We start from the raw sequence: 17,058 nt of genomic DNA, 5'->3' as shown, positions 1-17,058 counted from the left end.
CTAGGCTGCGCGCCCGAAGCAGGCGAAGTAGAAGCCGTCTGTGCCGGTGGTGGCAGGCGTCAGCGTTATGCCGTTCCCGATGCGCGGCTCTGCCGCCGCGCTATTGAAGCGTTCGCGCCAGAGAGCCCCGTGATCGGCAGCGCTGAACTGAGGCGACCGGGCAAGAAAGGCGGAAGCCTGCTCTGCATTCTCCTCCTGGAAGATCGAGCAGGTGATGTAGGCGAGCCGGCCGCCGGGCTTCACATAGCGGCTGGCAGCATCAAGAATTGTGGCCTGCTCGGCCCGGCGCGCCTCGAGCTGCTGTGCGGTCAGGCGCCACTTGGCATCGGGACGCCGGCGCCAGGTGCCGGAGCCTGTGCAGGGCGCGTCCACCACGACGAGATCCATCTGGCCTTCGAGGCGCGTCAATTGCCCCTCGTCCGCAATCACCTGCACATTGCGGCAGCCCGCCCGCTTGAGTCGGTCGAAAATGGGGGCCAGACGCTGCTTGTCGGCATCGAAGGCATAAATCTGGCCGCGATTATCCATCATGGCCGAGAAGGCGAGCGTCTTGCCGCCCGCACCGGCGCAGAAATCGAGCACCTGGCTGCCCTGAGCAGGCCCTGCAAGCTCAGCCACGATTTGGGAGCCTTCATCCTGCACCTCGAACCAGCCCTTCTGAAAGGCGGGTTCGGCCTGAATATTGGGATGACGGCCATCGCCGGAGATGGGCGCGATGCGCAGGCCGCTGGGCGCGATGCGGGCGGGCTTGGCGCCGGCACGCGCGAGACTCGCCAGCACCTTCTCGCGCGATGCTTTCAGCCGGTTGACGCGCATGTCGAGGGGCGGGCGCGAGGCGAGGGCAGCCCCTTCATCCACCCATGCGGCGCCGAAGGCCTCCTCCATCAACGGCTCGCACCATTCCGGGGCATTGGCGCGGGCGGGCGCAGGCAGCTCTTCCGAGAGCCGGGCTTGAAGCGCCGCCAGTTCAGCCTCCGTAAGCATGGAGGGCGCGAACCGGTCGTCGGCGATCAGCCTGCCGAGTTCCTGGGGAAGAACGCCGCTTTCCAGGAGGTAGCTGCCCAGCACCAGCGTCCTGGGCGAATCTGCATCGAAGATCCATGCAGCGGCGCGGCGGCGGCGCAGCGCGTCATAGACGAAATTGCCGATTGCGGCTCGGTCGCCGGCTCCAGCGAACCGATGTGAAAGACCCCAGTCCCGCATGGCATCGGCCGCGGGGCGATGTCGTGTTTCGATGTCTTCGAGAATCTCGATGGCCGCAGCAAGCCGCCCGCCCAGTCGCATGTGGAGCCTTTCCGGTAAACCCGTCTTGGGCCTTGGCTAACGCCTGGTGGAATAATTCACAAGGGCTAAAGACAAAAGCTCCGGGATTGCCTCGCGCGTGGAGGTCAGCGGCAGGCGTTGCTATTAGGGGGAGCGGCAGTAATCCCGCTCTGGCAGTGCTGCGTTTTTCCAGCGCATGATGCTCGGAACAATTCCAAACAGCCCGTTGTTCGTGATAATGGCCGGTTGCCTCTCGTCGTCGCTGCGATAAGATTTCTTTATGACGCGCTTGACCCTCCGCCAAATGCAATACTTTCAGCGCTTGGCTGAACTCCTGCATTTCGGCCGGGCTGCCGCCGCATGCGGCGTGACGCAGCCCGCGCTTTCAGCACAAATAGCCGAGATGGAAGCGCAGCTTGGCTTTCAGCTCTTCGAGCGGGGCGGTGGAGCCGTCCGGCTCACCCAGGAGGCGCAGGAGTTGCGCCCGCGCATCGAGCGGATCCTGGCGGAGGTGGAAGATCTGGAGCATATGGCCCGGCGCGACCAAAACGCGCTGGGGGAGCGGTTCCGCTTGGGGATCATCCCAACGGTGGCGCCTTTTCTTCTGCCGCGCCTTTTGCCGAAGCTCAAGCAAGACTTCCCTTCCCTCAGACTGGAGGTGCGCGAGGCGGTAACGGACACGCTTATCCAGGAGACAAGCGCAGGGAGGCTCGATGGCATGATCGCCGCCGCTCCCATTGAATCGCCGCAACTCAAAAGCGAGATGCTCTTCGAGGATCGGTTCTATCTTGCGGTTCCCGAAGTGGACGCGGAACGGCTGGCACCGCCTGTGGCGCAGGAGAGCATGGCGCTGGAGCGGCTCATGCTGCTTGAGGACGGTCACTGCATGCGCAACCAGGCGCTGGCGATCTGCGGTATGGTTAAGCCCATAACGATGGCAAGCCTGGGGGCGACGAGCCTCATGACCCTGCTGCAACTCGTCGCTCACGGGTTCGGGGTGACCTTGGTCCCGGAGATGGCGCGCGAGTCGGCGGACGCTCAGCAGGGCCTTCGCGTCCTGCCGTTTGTCGATCCTGCGCCGGCGCGCACCATATGTCTTTCCTGGCGCAAGACCAATACTCGCGAAGCCGACTTTGCTGCTTTAAGTAAAACCGTCAAAGATTTGCATCGGTTATAATAGTAGAATTGCGGTGAGCCTCTCCGCCAAGAGCCCAAAAACTTGCTTTCAAAAATAAATTGTAGGATGATTCATCGCTTTTACAATTGTGGGGATGATTCGATTATGAAAGCCTACATAGCGGAAGTATTTGGCACATTCTGCCTTGTATTTATCGGGTGCGGAAGTGTGGTGCTCGGCGGCTTCGGGCCGCTGATTCCTACGGGGGGAGCGCTGGGCATCGCGGTTGCCTTTGGTGTGGCCGTCTTGGCAATGGCTTACGCGATTGGCCCGGTCTCGGGTGCGCATCTCAATCCCGCTGTAACGTTGGGTGCTTTTCTTGCCGGGCGATTGCCGGCGAAGGACGTCGCACCATACATGATTGCACAGGTCGCGGGCGGCATTCTCGGCGCTCTGGTGCTCTGGATCATTGCCTCGGGCAAAACGGGTGGCGCGCCCGCCAATCTCGCCGCGAATGGCTGGAGCGAATATACGACAAGTGCTGCTTTCCTTGGTGAAGTCGTGGCCACCTTCATATTCGTGATGGTGATCCTGGGCGCGACCTCCGAGCGTCACACGACGGTAATGGCAGGCGCTGTTATCGGTCTGACACTCACCGCGATCCATATCTGTTTCATCGCCGTCACCGGTACCTCGGTCAATCCGGCCCGATCGATCGGACCGGCTCTGTTCTCGGGCGGCGCGGCGATCTCTAAGCTGTGGCTTTTTATCGTCGCTCCGCTGATCGGCGGTGCTCTGGCCGGGCTCGTCTACAAGTCGCATGCGCTTGAAAATACGCAGGCGGACCTTTTGAAGAAGGCAAAGGCCTGATCTAGCAAATATCCAGAAATAAAAACGCCCGGCTTGCCGGGCGTTTTTTGTCTTACCTTCCAGGGTTCTATTGTCTCATGACGCGCCCGGATAGTTCGGGCTTTCGCGCGTGATGGTCACGTCGTGTGGGTGGCTTTCACGAAGACCGGCGCCGGAGATGCGCACGAAGGTGGCCTTCTCCTGCAATTCTCTCAGATTGTGTGCCCCCACGTAACCCATCGCTGCCCGCAACCCGCCGGTGAGCTGATGCAGGACGCCGGCCGCGGGGCCCTTATAGGGGACTTGCCCCTCGATCCCCTCCGGAACGAGCTTCAGCGTATCACGCACTTCCGCCTGGAAGTAGCGATCTGCCGAGCCGCGCGCCATCGCGCCGACCGACCCCATGCCCCGATATGCCTTGAAGGATCGGCCCTGATAAAGGAACACCTCGCCAGGGCTCTCATCCGTACCGGCCAGAAGCGAGCCGATCATCGCCGCGTTTGCGCCGGCGGCGAGCGCCTTGGCAAGGTCGCCTGAAAATTTGATGCCGCCATCGGCAATGATGGAAATGCCCAGCTTCTGCCCTGCCTCCACGGCGGACATTATTGCGGCGAGTTGCGGCACACCCACGCCCGCTACAACGCGGGTGGTACAGATCGAGCCGGGGCCGATTCCCACCTTCACGCCATCTGCGCCCGCATCGATCAAAGCCTTTGTGCCGTCCGCTGTGGCGACGTTGCCGGCTATGATCCGCACCGCGTTCGACAACATTTTTGCCCGCTTCACGGCATCCAGCACGCGTTGCGAGTGGCCGTGGGCCGTATCGATCACGAGCAGGTCCACTCCGGCATCGATAAGCCGCTCGGCCCGTTCAAATCCGTCATCGCCCACGCTGGTGGCTGCGGCCACGCGCAACCGGCCTTGCGCGTCCTTGCTTGCATGTGGGTTGAGTTGGGATTTCTCTATATCTTTAACGGTGATCAAACCAACGCAATTGCCGGCATCATCGACAACCAGCAGCTTTTCGATACGGTTTTGATGTAGGAGGCGCTTTGCCTCCTCCTGGCTCACGCTTTCCTTCACGGTGATCAGCCGGTCATGCGTCATCAACTCGCGCACGGGCTGCGCCGGGTTCGAGGCGAAGCGTACATCGCGATTGGTGAGGATACCCACCAATTTGCCGACCGTATGACCACCTAGCCCGCCATTCTCCACAACCGGGATCCCCGATATGCGATGAGCGCCCATCAGGGCATGAGCATCGGCAAGCGTGGCGTCGGGGCCGATGGTGACCGGGTTCACTACCATGCCGGATTCGAACTTCTTTACCTGGCGCACCTCTTCCGCCTGCTCCGCAGGCGTGAGATTGCGGTGAATCACGCCGATGCCGCCCGCCTGCGCCATGGCAATTGCAAGCCGCGCCTCCGTCACCGTGTCCATGGCGGCTGAAAGGATGGGAATATTGAGCTCGATGTCGCCGGCGATCCGCGTGCTCACATCCGTCTGGCCAGGCATGACCTCTGAATGACCGGGCTGGAGAAGCACGTCATCAAAAGTAAGCGCTTCCGCGCCGGTGGGAGTCTGGATAATTTTTGCCATTGCCCAATCCTGAAAATATACGACAGGCGCTGGCCGTTGTTTCAACAAGACCGCGCCCGACTCTTTTAACCCTTTGCGGATTGGCAAGGGCTGGTAACACGTCTGTCCGATGAAGGGAAGATGCCGGCCCGCGAAGCGACAAAATATCTTGAAAACAATTCATGCCCTGGAGAACCAGCTGAGGCAGCCGGAAACCGCGGGAGAAGTGCCAACGAGGAGCGCGCCGTTCCTATAGAGCGGCAAAACGCTGGCGTTTTCCGGCAATTCGATTGCCCAGACCCGATCGAACTCATCCGACCAGATCAGGCGGCCGTTTACCTGTGTCAGGGCAGAAAAAGCGTGCGCGGGAGAAACGCCCGGACGGAACACCACCAGGACGGGGCCGTCGCCGGGAGGGGGCAGCGCCGCGGCCGCTCCGCCAAACAAGGCGAGCAGGGCCAAAGCCGAAGACGTCAGCCCGGCTCCTCCGGCGCCTGAACTGCGGCCCCGCTGCAGGTAAAAACCCGCCAACACGAAGACTACGCCGAAAAGGACAAACCAAAGCAGGTCCCAGAACAGCGGAAAGGCCGAATCCATGCGGATGCGGTGAATGCCAAGCACCCAATGCGAAAGGATCCCATCCAATATATGCCAGGCACCAAAGCCGATCAGCGCGGCCCCCAGAAGCGTTCGACCCGACGGAGATCGGGAGAATACTGTTCTCGACCGCCACAGCAGCCACAGGCCCGCCAGTGCAAGCACATACATCAGCAAATGGAACAAGCCGTCTGCAAGGATCTGAAAGCGCAGATCGCCGAAACGGCCGCCTTCCAACGCGGAAAGCAGGTGATGCCACTGCAATATCTGGTGGAGCAGGATGCCATCGAAAAAGCCCCCAATAGAGAAACCGAGCAAATATCCCGACCATCGATAGCCGGCGGTACTTTGCTTTTCTGTATCGCTGACCAGGGCGCTCATTTGTTCTTCCTTTTTCGGTAATGCCGAACAATGCGTATGCGCTGTGGTTCCGTCTTTACGGGTTGACTAACAGAACCCGGCTGCAATCCCCCTGCACAAGCGGAAGCGAAGATGCTAAGGGCAAGATATTGTTAGATCAGACGCGGGCTCGGCATCACCGCGCGCCCGTGGTGTTCTCGCCTATCACGTCCAAGAGTCCGCCTTGAACCGCACACTGCCCCTGGTCCTTGCCGTCGCCCTTTTCATGGAGCAGATGGATTCCACGGTAATCGCCACCTCCTTACCGGCGATCGCCGAGGACATTGGCACCAATCCCGTGACGCTGAAGCTTGCCTTGACCACCTATCTGGTGGCGGTCGCAATCTTCATCCCGGTCAGCGGCTGGATGGCGGACCGCTTCGGGGCCAAGCGGATATTCCGGCTCGCACTCGCGATCTTCGTGCTCGGCTCGATCGCCTGCGCGGTGTCCAACTCTCTTCTCGCCTTTGTCCTGGCGCGTTTCCTGCAGGGAATAGGCGGGGCGATGATGACGCCGGTGGCGAGATTGGTGCTGGTTCGCGCCACACCGAGGAACCAGCTTATTTCAGCCATGGCGTGGCTCTCTGTGCCGGCCCTTATCGGTCCCATTTCCGGCCCGCCGCTAGGCGGCTTCATCACCACCTATTTTTCCTGGCACTGGATCTTTCTGATAAATGTGCCCATCGGGCTTGCAGGCATCCTGCTCTCGGGCCGCGTCCTGCCTGATTTAGAGCCGGAACATAAAAAAAAGCTCGATTCCACGGGGTTTGCGCTCTCCGGTCTGGCGGCCTCGGGGATTGTTTTCGGTCTTTCCGTGATAAGTCTTCCTGCGCTCCCGCCCATTATCGGTATTGTCACCGCAGCCTTCGGCTTCGTGATGGCGTTCCTTTATATTTTCCACGCGCGCCGCGCGGCAGATCCGATTTTGAACCTGCGGCTCTTCGCCATCCCTGCCTTTCGCGCCGCTATAATAGGAGGGAGCCTCTTCCGGGTTGGCGTCGGCGCGGTTCCGTTCCTTCTGCCGCTGATGTTGCAGCTCCAGTTCGGGCTGACGCCCTTTCAATCCGGCATGCTTACCTTCGCGTCCGCGCTGGGCGCCATCTCGGTCAAAATGATCGCTTCCACGGCATTGCGGGCCGTTGGTTTCCGCCTCACGCTCATTTTCGCGGCCATCTTCGGCAGCCTGCTGATTGCCGCCAATGCTCTATTCACCGCTGCCACGCCCCATCTCACCATTGTGGCGGTTTTGGTGGCCGCCGGTTTCTTCCGCTCTCTTTTCTTCACCTCCAACAACGCGCTCGTTTTTGCCGAACTCGGAGACCGTGAAGCGGGGCAAGCGACCGCGATCGCGGCCGCGTCGCAGCAGATCAGCATCGCCATAGGCGTGGCGGTGGGGGGAGGCATTCTGGAGATCACCGGCTATGTCACCGGGGAGCCGCTCGGGCGCGACGCCTTTGTCAACGCGTTTGTGATTGTGGGATTTGTGTCGGCGCTGGCCGCCTTGCCGTTCCTGCGTCTTCCCGCCGACACCGGAAGTGCCGTATCCGGCCACGGCCGCAAGCGCGTGGCAGAAGAGGAACAGGCCTTGGCCGCGGAACGGACTGCTCAGCCCTCCGCAGCCTGACGGCCTTTGAAGTCCTTTGCAAGAATGTAAAGCTCGACCGATTCATCGCGGGAAGCAGGCGGCTTGACGTGATGGACCGAACGGAAATTCCTTTTGAGCAGCGACAAGAGCTCGCCCTCCGTACCGCCCTGGAACGTCTTGGCCAGGAAGTTTCCGCCGGTCTTCAACACGGAGATTGCAAAATCCGCCGCCGCCTCGCAAAGCTGCATGGTGCGCAGGTGATCGGTCCGCCGGTGTCCTGTGGTGGGTGCCGCCATATCGGACAGGACCACATCCGGCGACCCGCCCAGAACCTCGATCAGCCGGTCCGGCGCGGCGTCGTCGAGAAAATCCATCTGGAGCACCGCGGCTCCTGGCACGGGGTCCATTTCGAGATAGTCGATGCCGACGACGGAAGGCTTTGCGGGATCGGATTTCACGCTGGCAGCCGCCACTTGGCACCAGCCGCCGGGAGCCGCGCCGAGGTCGATCACCTTCATGCCTGGTGCCAGTATGTGGTGCTTATCGTCGATCTCGATCAGCTTGTAGGCGGCGCGCGAGCGCATTCCCTCCGAATTGGCTCGGCGCACGTAAGGATCGTTCAGATGCCGCTCCAGCCAGCGCCGGGACGAGCTCTTCAAGCCCCGCTTCTTCTTGACCCGCGTTTTCAGGACGCGCGTCCCGGAGCCAGCCTTCTTCTCCTTCGTCACGCCGGGCATGCTCCGTTCTGCTTTCGGCGCCGCCAAACACCGTCGCGCGCCATCATCTCGTTGAGCATGCCCTCCCTCAGGCCCCGGTCGGCGACCCGCAGGCGCTCTGCCGGCCAATGACGGCGTATAGCCTCCAGAATGGCGCATCCAGCGAGCACGAGGTCAGCACGCTCCAGCCCGATGCACGGATTGGCTCTACGCTCGTCGAAGCTCCAGTTCAGGATCGTGTCGATGATGCGGTCGACGCTGGCGCGCTCCATCCAAAGCCCGTCCACCCGCCTCCGGTCGTATCGCTTGAGACCCAGATGAACGCCTGCAAGCGTCGTCACCGTGCCGGAAGTGCCCAGCAGGTGGAACTTGCCGCTGCCGGCCACATGGGCAAGCCTTGTGCCGCCATCGAACTGGGCCAGCATTTCGGAGACGTGGGACACCATGGCCTCGAAAATCACCGGCGTGACGACGCGGCCGCCAAAACGTTCCGCCAGCGAGACGACGCCGGTCGGCAGGGAAGTCCAGGATAAGATGTGGTCGGCGAGCCGGGGCGTGCGATGGCGTGAGAGATCGATCAGCGCGATTTCCGACGAACCGCCACCGATGTCGAACAGGACGACGCCATCCGTATCGCGTGAAACGAGAGAACCGCAGCCGGAAACGGCGAGCCGAGCCTCGGTGCGCCGGTCGATGATCTCAAGGTCGAGACCGGTTTCGCGGCGTACGCGTTCGATGAAGTGAGGCCCGTTCTCCGCGGCGCGGCAGGCCTCCGTCGCAATCATGCGCACGCCGGCCAAACTCCGGCCGTCCAGCTTCTGCGCACAGACGGAAAGAGCCTCTACCGCCCGCTCCATCGCGGCGTCACTCAACCGTCCGCTGGCCGCGAGCCCTTCGCCCAGCCGAACGATACGCGAGAACGCGTCCACAACGCGGAAGCGGCCCGGCCTGCCCGGCGTAGCGACCAGCAGCCGGCAATTGTTGGTGCCAAGATCAAGGGCGGCATAAAGCGCATCGGCATCAGGGGAGCTTGAAAGCCGGGCAGCATAAGCCTTGCTCCTTCGCGCAAATTCTGCGGGTGCAGGCTGCGGTGTGAGGGCAGGCGCCTTCTGTGGCGCGGCTTTCCTGTCGGCGCAAGGCTCGGCTCCGCGCACGAACACGCCGCGCTTGCGCCTTCTCCTGCGTTTTCGTTTCGGCTGCGGAATGTCAACAGATGCGGGACTCGTGACCGGATCCCGTCCGCTGCCCACGCCGCCCCCGGTTGACGCGTGATCGCGAAGGAACTCCGCGACCGGTGGCGCGTCACCTTTTCCGTGGTCGTCCACCGTCTATCCTTCCGCGCCGCGCAGCGCCGAGAAGTGGCGCGCAGCAGGCGCTTCATATCGCCATGTTGGAAACAGATTAGCAGCCAAGAGGCTATCCACCAAGAGCAGACGGAAGCAAATTATCCCACCTTAAGCAGATAGGCATGCCGGCGCCGGTGAATGCGGTTTTCCCGGAATTGGTCAGATGAGAAAAAGATGCGGAAGGGGATTTGAAAGCGGGGCCGGGGTTGACTATTGAAGGGGCATGGCTAAATAGCTGTCACCGCATGGCCTTTGACGGCCGCTGCTGGGGAATAGGTTAACGGTAGACCAGCGGACTCTGACTCCGTTAGTCCTGGTTCGAATCCAGGTTCCCCAGCCACACACCTTTTTCCCTATACAGCACCAAAGGCGAGTCGCTACCGGAGGGGTCGTCTCTACGCCAAATCGGACGTGATCGTGGCGATACGTTCCCCAATGCGCCTTGGCACTTGCAGGACGGCGATGCGGAGATTGAGATCCCCCATACGGCTGAAGGGCGCTTTGCTGATTATTGCACCTGGTCGGCACAGAGCGAAACTCTGTTTCGTTGAGCCAGAGTTTATCCGGCAGGTGAATCTTGGGACATTTTATTTCGCTGGTCCGAATTCCTTGCCAATGCATTCTGGATAGAGACCACAATGTTATCGTAGCCCGTGCAACGACAGAGATTGCCGCTTATCGCTTGGCGGATATCTGCTGCGCTCACCTCCTGATCCCGATTCAATAGCTCAGCCGCCACTAGAATCATTCCAGAGGTGCAAAATCCGCATTGGAACCCATGGGCTTCGACAAATGCCTCGCGAACCACGTCAATCTCTGTGCTGCAATGCTCGATCGTCTGGACATCTGCATCACGAGCAGCCTGTGCCAGCATCAGGCAGGATTTCCGAAGCTCCCCGTTGAACAAAATAGTGCACGCCCCGCAATCGCCGGTAAGGCATCCAATGCGCGTTCCCTTCAATCCGAGAGGTCCCCGCAAGACCTCCGCCAGTAGCATGCGTTCATCGATCTCGACATCTCGGGCGACACCGTTCACCTTCATAGCGATTCTCATGCCGTGGCCTCCGCTAGGGCCTGCTTCACAGCCCGCGTGACAACCGATTTGACGATGCGTTGCCGATATGCTGCTGGCGCGAGTGCATCGCTCCACGGATCCACCAACGCCTCGCTCGCACGTTGTCCGATGTCTTCAGCGCATCCCTTGGTTCGGCATATCCCTTCGACCACATATGGCCTGGAAGCGGCTCCACCGACTGCGATGCGAACATTACGGTCATTATCTGCAAGACACGCCGCCGTAACTATGGGCCAAGAGCTCGTGGCGTGCTTTTGCTTGATGTAGCCGAAGCGATTCCAGCACGAAGGAGGGATAAGGATCTCCAGTAAAACTTCGTCCGGTCGGAGGACATTTGTAAATGCGCCGGTGAAGAATTCCAGCGCCGACAATGTTCGTGTGCCAGCAGCAGAACCCAAACGCATCCGCGCATCGAGAGCCACGATGCTAGCTGGAACATCCGAAGCGGGATTAGAATAGCAGGCCGAGCCGCCTGCGGTCGCTTGACTCAATATCTGCGGCCCACCTGTGATCTGCCTAGAGACATAGGCCAGCAACGGCGCCATCTCGCCGACAGCACGATCAGCCGCGATCGTTTTGTAGGTTGCGGCAGCACCGATCAAGAGGCTGCCATTGCTCTTCGTAATACCGCTAAGGGGCAAATTCCTAAGGTCAACAACAACCGAAGGCTTCACATCGCCAAGGCCCATCAGTGGCACCAGCACTGTGCCTCCGCCGAGAATTTTGGCATCGTTTCGCCCAGAGAGAAGCTCGAGAGCCGCATCCAGCGTCTTTGGCGCAGCGTAGTCAAAACGGTTGGGTATCATGCAGGATATCCAGAAGTGTTGGCGGTGTTGCGGGACAGCGTGTCAGCGCGGCGCGCCGTTCCCCCAAAGCGTCAGCGACGGCGGAAAGCATCGCTGCAATACCGCCACCGACCCCCGACTCGCCTGCGCCCTTCAGTCCGAGGGGATGATATGGGCTGGGCGTACTCATGTGCCCTACGCGGATTTCAGGCAGATCTATCGCACGCGGTAGAAGATATTCTTTAAGACGACGTGCCAGCGGCCTTCTCTGATCATCATAGGCAAGCTCCTCCCACAGGGCGGCTCCGATACCCATGACAATTGCGCCCTTTAGCTGCCCCGTAACCAGCATTGGGTTGATCATCACACCGCAATCATGGACGCAAGCGTAGTCCAAGACCTTGACCGAACCAGTCTCTCGATCGAGCTCGATGGCGGCTGCGTGAACCGAGTAGGGGAAGGAAGAATACGTCGCGATGCGGCCCTTTTCATCGGGAATAACGCTGACATTGATGGGCTGAAAGCTGCGAGTAGCTTCAAGTGGCAGTTCAGTACCCTTCGCCACGATGATGGGATTGGTATGCGCCTGGTGGGAGACTTCTTGAAGAGTTAGGACACCATTCCCCTCACTGTCGCGTATCATGCTCGCCTCTAGGGAGAGACCTTCCGTCGGCGCTCGAAGAATGTTTGCAGCGCATAACAAAACCTTCGCACGAAGATCGCGCGCGGCAAGAACGGCCGCGGTACCACCATAGAGCATCGCCCGGCTGCTTGCATGTCCGGTACCAACAGGCGTTACGTCAGTATCCCCTTGCACCACTTGGACGGATCTAGCATCGACGCCCAGTTCCGCCGCAACGAGTTGGGCAATACCAGTTTCGTTGCCGCTCCCGGGTGAAGTTACCCCAACCAGAACCTGCACGCTCCCGCCAGGAAGGAGCTTAACGGTAGCGGTTTCAAATCCGCTGGGGAATGCACCCGGTCGAGCTCCTCCTTCAGGCGTCAATTCGAACGCGATGCCAATGCCAATAACCTTTTCCGATTGGCGTTGCTTCGATTGCCGATGGCGCCAAGCGTCGTAGCCAAATAGCTTCGTCAGCTTCTCGAGCGCGGTCGGATAGTCACCGCTATCGAGATTGAGACCGGAGGCAAGTTTTTTCGGAAAATCGCCGGCCGCAATCAGGTTCAGGTGCCGCAGGGCCACCGGGTCCATTCTGAGATGTGCCGCGAGCAAATCGATGGCCCGCTCCATCACAGTGTTACCGATCTCCTTGCCATACCCGCGGATAGGTTGCCAAGGCGTGGAATTGGTCGCGATCAATGTCGCGGAGATCCGGCAGTGCTCCACATCGTAGACCGTCGGGAAGACCGTAGCCGTAACGAGCGGCATCGACCAACCATTGCCGGGCCCCGTGATGCCGACATCTGCGACAAACTGGTCTTCGAAGCCAAGAATCCTGCCGTCGCGTGTCGCCGCGATCTGGAACCTATGCTTCTGCCGGCGGCAAGGAGCCATCAGCGTTTCCCAGCGTTCTTCCGTGTAATTGACCGGCCGCTTAAGAAACCGCGCCAAGGCGCATACAAGAACCTCTTCAGGATGCCCCGCCATTTTTAAGCCAAATGAGCCGCCAAGCGGTGGCGCGACCACGCGCACGGCGGTCTCTTGGATATTGAGCGCCGTGGCGATCATCCAGCGGGTTGTGTGAGGGTTCTGCAGGGTACCGGTCAGGGATACGCGTTCAAGTGCCGGGTCCCAATCTCCCGTAAAACAGCATGGTTCCATGGGTGCGGCTGTTGACGGCGCGAACTCAAGCTCCCCGGCAACGACCACATCTGCCAAACGTAGGGCGGCTTCGAAATCGCCCCGATGGATCTCGTCACGGGCGACCACGTTCGTAGCCCAACCGGGGTGCGCAGCGACCGCTCCCGCATCAAGTGCTTCGTCGAAGTCAAGGACCGCTTGCAACGGCTGGTACTCGACTTCGATCAGGTCGAGAGCTGCCTGGGCGCTGTGCACACTGGTTGCGACGACAGCAGCGATTGGTTGACCGATGTAACAAACCTCGCCATCCGCAAGACATCGACCGACAATCGTTCCTCGCCCCTCCACGTCGCTCCTGAAGGGAAGTGCCGCAGGGATCGGCTTTAGATCGTCGAGGTCTACTGCGGTCACAACCTCAACGATATCGGGCGCTGCCTTTGCCTTCATTACATCAAGACTAACGATGCGCGCGCGCGGATGCGGACTGCGCAACAGAGCCATATGGAGGCAGCCAGCTGGGAGTAGATCAGAGGTATAAACCGGCTTCCCACTCACATAACGATGCGCGTCGATGCGAGGAATGGAGCTGGAGACGGCCGATTGCTCAGCTAAGGTAGGCATCGAAGATTTCCTGCGTGTCTACAATCTCGGATCGCGGTTTGCTGAGGGCAATTCCACCCCGCCGCAAGACGTAGACATGGTCCGCCACCTCAAGAGCCATCTTCGTATTCTGCTCAACGAGCAGCACCGTGTAGCCCCGCTCGTTCACTGCTCGGATAATTTTCTGGAGCTCTGAAACTATTATGGGTGCGAGTCCTGTTGTGGGTTCATCCAGCAAGAGCAATTTCGGCCGCGCCATCAAGGCACGGCCCGTCGCCAGCATCTGTTGCTCCCCTCCCGAAAGGGAGGCTGCTCGATTGAACGCCCTTTCACGCAGCCGCGGGAACATCTCATAGATTTCCTCGACGCGCGCCACGACGTCCGACACGCCTGTCTGAGCAAGGACTCCCAGCTCCAGGTTCTGACGAACGGTCATTTCCGGAAAGAGTTCCCTAGACTGTGCTACTAGCGAGATACCGGCAGCGAACACCTTGTGGGATGCCTGACGAGTGATGCGTTCGCCGTTCATGTAGATTTCGCCGCCTCGCAGCGGGATTAGCCCAGCGATGGCATTCATTGTGGTCGTCTTGCCGGCACCATTACCTCCCAGCAGCGCGACGACCTTTCCTTTCGGAACGGTGAAACTCAGGTCACGCAGAACCTCGATCGCACCGTATCCGACAGAAATCCCCTCGACCTTAAGCATGTACTTCTTCTCCGAGATAGGCGGATTTGACACGCGGATCGCGCGCTACCTCGTCCGGCAGCCCATGGATGACGAACCTGCCGTTGTCTAAAACCGTAATTTCATCTGAGACAACGAGAACCAGGGAAAGCACGTGTTCCACCAGCAGAATAGCCATGCCCCATTCAAGGGCGAGTCGCCTTAGCAGCCGATCCAGCTTTTCAATCTCAGCCTCACTAAGCCCAGCAGCCGGCTCGTCCAGCATCAGCACTTTCGGGCGGGAGACGATGGCTCGGGCGATTTCCACGAACCGCTGCTCAGCGAATGTCAACTCGGCGATTGACTTAAACAGGGTATGTTCGATGCCGAGGAAGGCTGCAACGTCCCAAACTTGCTCCTGCTCGGCCCGATCCGGGCCTTCAAAGCCGAAGAGTGCACCGATGCCACGCCAGCCCTTGCCTGCCGATCCACTGTGCAGACCGATAAGAATGTTTTCAAGTACCGTAAGACTCTGTACTAATTGAACTGACTGGAACGAACGTCGGATGCCAATATCCGCTCGCCGATGGGCAGGCAGATTGGTGATGTCTTTCCCTAGATATTGGACCCTGCCGTCGGACTGCGGCACCAGTCCGGTGATCGCGTTGAAGAAGGTCGTCTTGCCCGCTCCGTTCGGTCCAATGAGACCGTGCACCTTGCCAGCCTTGAGGGCAACGGAGACGCTGTCGACCGCAACCAGCCCGCCGAAGCGTACCGTCAGGTTGGATACGTTTAGAACTGGATCAGTCATGGGTGACTCCCACACCAATAGGTTCCAGGTCCTGATCCCGTCCGGGTGTAGCAACCGGACGCCTTTCGCGCACGATGCCACGCACGAGCATTTCACGCGGGAGAATGCCGAACCGAGTCAACGCGCCGGCAATACCCCGGGGCATGAATATCGCTACGATTACGAGCGCCGTTCCGAACATCACCTCCTGCAGACTCTGGAAGTCGCGCAAGAATTCTGGAAGCGTAGTCAGGAGCAGTGCCCCGATGATGGCGCCAGCAAGACTGGCCATGCCGCCTAGCACCACAATTGCTATGTGAATTACCAGCTGGAAAAGTCCGAACGACTGCGGCAGCACAAGGCCGACCGTATAGGCGAACAGCGCTCCACCTACGCCACCGAAGAATGCCGAGAGGCCGAAGGCAATCATCTTCGTGCGGCTGACATCGATCCCGTTGCAGCGGGCTACGATCTCGCTTTCGCGTATGATGACGAATGACCGGCCTATGTACGACTTCAGGATACGCGATGCGAGCCAAAGCATTGTCAGGCAGCACGGCAGAAGAAGATAATATAGGCGTTGGTCGCCGCGAAACACATAGCCGAAAAGATCCGGAGCGCTGACGCCAATGCCGTTCGATCCGTTCGTTACACCCTTCCAGTTGATGAAGACCCACACCATTAGCTCGGCGAAAGCGAAGGTAACGAGTGCAAGGTAGATGCTGGCCATCCGCATTGCCGGCACGGCGCAAGCTGTCCCAATCAATGCGGTCACGACGCCTGCGGCTGGAATGCACACCCAGAACGGCAAGCCGAGCTGACTGGACAATATCGCAGTTATATAGGCGCCGATGCCCATGAACGCAGCGTTGGCGAAGGCGAACTGCCCAGCATAGCCAAGCAGTATGTTAAGGCCGACTCCAAGCACAACATAGACGGTCACGAGATTGACAACATACTGCGTGTAGCCGTTGGTCAGCAACGGGACCGCAAGAAGAGCTGCGGCCAATCCGCCATAAATCAGGGGCTTCTTCATAATAGCGGTTCGATCCATCAAACTCGCTCCACCGGTCGGCGTCCAAACAGGCCGTGAGGACGGACGAACAAGACGATAATAATGATGAGGAACGGAGATACCTGCTGGAACGCCGTTGAGATATAGCCTCCGATCAGCATTTCGATCACCCCAACGAGCAAGCCGCCGACTATCGCCCCGGTGACGCTATAAAAGCCGCCGAGAACTGCGGCTGCGAAGCCCTTCAGCAGGAATTCACTGCCCATGTCAGGATACAGGAGGGAGGTCGGGCCAGCCAGAAGGCCAGCCACTGCGCCGACGGCGGCGGCAAGCGCCCACGTGATAGAGAAAATCCGTCCCGTATTGACGCCCACGATGCGGGCGCCGTTGAGGTTCTGTTGGGTTGCCTGCATTTGCCTTCCGGTACGGGTGTAACGGAAGATCGCCAGCAGCATTAGCGCGATGCCAACTGAAATAGTGATCGTCAGGACACTCTGCGCCGTGACTATCGCGCCAGCGAAGCGAAGTGGTCCGGCATCTACGGCCGGCGGCAAGGTGTACACGTCTGCACCAAAGGGGATGCGCGCCAGCCCTTTGATGATGACGGAGAAACCGATCGCCACCAAAGCAAGCGTTGCATGATGCTCATGTACGATGCCGCGAAAGGCGACCCGCTCCATCACCGCCCCTAGCAACGCACCGGCCAGGACAGCGATGAGGAAGGCAAGCGGATAAGGGAGGCCGACAAGCACGAAGGCAGTATAGCCGGAGAAGGCTCCCACCATCAGCAATTCGCCATGGGCCCAGTTGACGATGCCCTGTGTTTTGTAGATCAACACCAGTCCCAAGGCGACTAGCGCATAGAGTCCTCCATGCGCTAGTCCTGCCGTTAAAAGGGTCATGAACCCCATTTATAA

15 protein-coding genes and 1 tRNA gene are annotated in these 17,058 nt (G+C 60.0%); 4 read left to right on the top strand and 12 right to left on the bottom strand.

The genetic code is table 11. From position 1 onward, the window contains the following. Positions 1–1,284, bottom strand: coding sequence for an RsmB/NOP family class I SAM-dependent RNA methyltransferase (locus GNP00_RS05235; protein WP_011579811.1), 1,284 nt, complete (start codon positions 1,282–1,284; stop codon positions 1–3). Between the two features lie 259 nt (positions 1,285–1,543). Here GNP00_RS05235 and GNP00_RS05230 point away from each other — a divergent pair, with 259 nt between their 5' ends. Further along, positions 1,544–2,440 carry a hydrogen peroxide-inducible genes activator gene (locus tag GNP00_RS05230; RefSeq protein WP_011579812.1) on the top strand — a complete coding sequence of 299 codons (897 nt, stop codon included), beginning with the start codon at positions 1,544–1,546 and terminating at the stop codon, positions 2,438–2,440. A gap of 105 nt (positions 2,441–2,545) precedes the next feature. Then, on the top strand, positions 2,546–3,250 hold the full coding sequence (locus GNP00_RS05225; protein WP_011579813.1) for an MIP family channel protein: 705 nt from the start codon (positions 2,546–2,548) through the stop codon (positions 3,248–3,250). A 75-nt stretch (positions 3,251–3,325) separates the two neighbouring features. Here GNP00_RS05225 and guaB read toward each other — a convergent pair whose 3' ends face one another. Beyond that, positions 3,326–4,828: an IMP dehydrogenase gene (gene guaB, locus GNP00_RS05220; protein WP_011579814.1), complete on the bottom strand. Its 1,503-nt coding sequence runs from the start codon at positions 4,826–4,828 to the stop codon at positions 3,326–3,328. 159 nt (positions 4,829–4,987) lie between these two features. Further along, the gene (locus GNP00_RS05215; RefSeq protein ID WP_011579815.1) at positions 4,988–5,785 is read right to left on the bottom strand and encodes a DUF2243 domain-containing protein; all 798 of its coding nucleotides are present in this window, start codon (positions 5,783–5,785) and stop codon (positions 4,988–4,990) included. Positions 5,786–5,987: 202 nt separating this feature from the next. On the opposite strand from GNP00_RS05215, the gene GNP00_RS05210 reads away from it, so the two are divergent. After that, entirely contained in the window at positions 5,988–7,427 is a 1,440-nt protein-coding gene (locus tag GNP00_RS05210; RefSeq protein WP_011579816.1) for an MFS transporter, read from the top strand. Here the strand turns inward: GNP00_RS05210 and GNP00_RS05205 are convergent. Continuing rightward, entirely contained in the window at positions 7,409–8,125 is a 717-nt protein-coding gene (locus tag GNP00_RS05205) for an RlmE family RNA methyltransferase (RefSeq protein ID WP_085953088.1), read from the bottom strand. The two genes, GNP00_RS05210 and GNP00_RS05205, sit on opposite strands and share 19 nt — an antisense overlap. Then, positions 8,113–9,429: a Ppx/GppA phosphatase family protein gene (locus GNP00_RS05200; protein ID WP_041544455.1), complete on the bottom strand. Its 1,317-nt coding sequence runs from the start codon at positions 9,427–9,429 to the stop codon at positions 8,113–8,115. Before GNP00_RS05200 ends, GNP00_RS05205 begins: the two co-directional genes overlap by 13 nt. A 287-nt stretch (positions 9,430–9,716) precedes the next feature. On the opposite strand from GNP00_RS05200, the gene GNP00_RS05195 reads away from it, so the two are divergent. Next, a tRNA-Gln gene (locus tag GNP00_RS05195) sits at positions 9,717–9,790 on the top strand. Between the two features lie 219 nt (positions 9,791–10,009). Here GNP00_RS05195 and GNP00_RS05190 read toward each other — a convergent pair. The 7 genes from GNP00_RS05190 to GNP00_RS05160 are packed head-to-tail and all read right to left on the bottom strand — an operon-like array spanning position 10,010 to position 17,052. Beyond that, complete coding sequence (locus GNP00_RS05190; RefSeq protein WP_246259196.1) at positions 10,010–10,492, bottom strand: (2Fe-2S)-binding protein; 483 nt, start codon at positions 10,490–10,492, stop codon at positions 10,010–10,012. An 8-nt stretch (positions 10,493–10,500) separates the two neighbouring features. Beyond that, entirely contained in the window at positions 10,501–11,331 is an 831-nt protein-coding gene (locus GNP00_RS05185) for an FAD binding domain-containing protein (RefSeq protein ID WP_011579820.1), read from the bottom strand. Beyond that, on the bottom strand, positions 11,312–13,693 hold the full coding sequence (locus GNP00_RS05180; protein ID WP_011579821.1) for a xanthine dehydrogenase family protein molybdopterin-binding subunit: 2,382 nt from the start codon (positions 13,691–13,693) through the stop codon (positions 11,312–11,314). Before GNP00_RS05180 ends, GNP00_RS05185 begins: the two co-directional genes overlap by 20 nt. Continuing rightward, positions 13,677–14,378, bottom strand: a complete 702-nt coding sequence (locus tag GNP00_RS05175; protein ID WP_011579822.1) for an ABC transporter ATP-binding protein — start codon at positions 14,376–14,378, stop codon at positions 13,677–13,679. Before GNP00_RS05175 ends, GNP00_RS05180 begins: the two co-directional genes overlap by 17 nt. After that, positions 14,371–15,147, bottom strand: coding sequence for an ABC transporter ATP-binding protein (locus GNP00_RS05170; protein ID WP_011579823.1), 777 nt, complete (start codon positions 15,145–15,147; stop codon positions 14,371–14,373). The genes GNP00_RS05175 and GNP00_RS05170 overlap by 8 nt, the downstream gene beginning before the upstream one ends. After that, positions 15,140–16,180: a branched-chain amino acid ABC transporter permease gene (locus GNP00_RS05165; RefSeq protein WP_011579824.1), complete on the bottom strand. Its 1,041-nt coding sequence runs from the start codon at positions 16,178–16,180 to the stop codon at positions 15,140–15,142. Before GNP00_RS05165 ends, GNP00_RS05170 begins: the two co-directional genes overlap by 8 nt. Beyond that, on the bottom strand, positions 16,180–17,052 hold the full coding sequence (locus GNP00_RS05160) for a branched-chain amino acid ABC transporter permease (RefSeq protein ID WP_011579825.1): 873 nt from the start codon (positions 17,050–17,052) through the stop codon (positions 16,180–16,182). The genes GNP00_RS05165 and GNP00_RS05160 overlap by 1 nt, the downstream gene beginning before the upstream one ends. Positions 17,053–17,058: the final 6 nt, after the last annotated feature.

It is taken from the genome of Chelativorans multitrophicus (assembly GCF_011317445.1).
In the GTDB taxonomy this organism is placed as follows: domain Bacteria; phylum Pseudomonadota; class Alphaproteobacteria; order Rhizobiales; family Rhizobiaceae; genus Chelativorans; species Chelativorans multitrophicus.
This window is presented reverse-complemented; position numbering and strand designations above follow the sequence as displayed.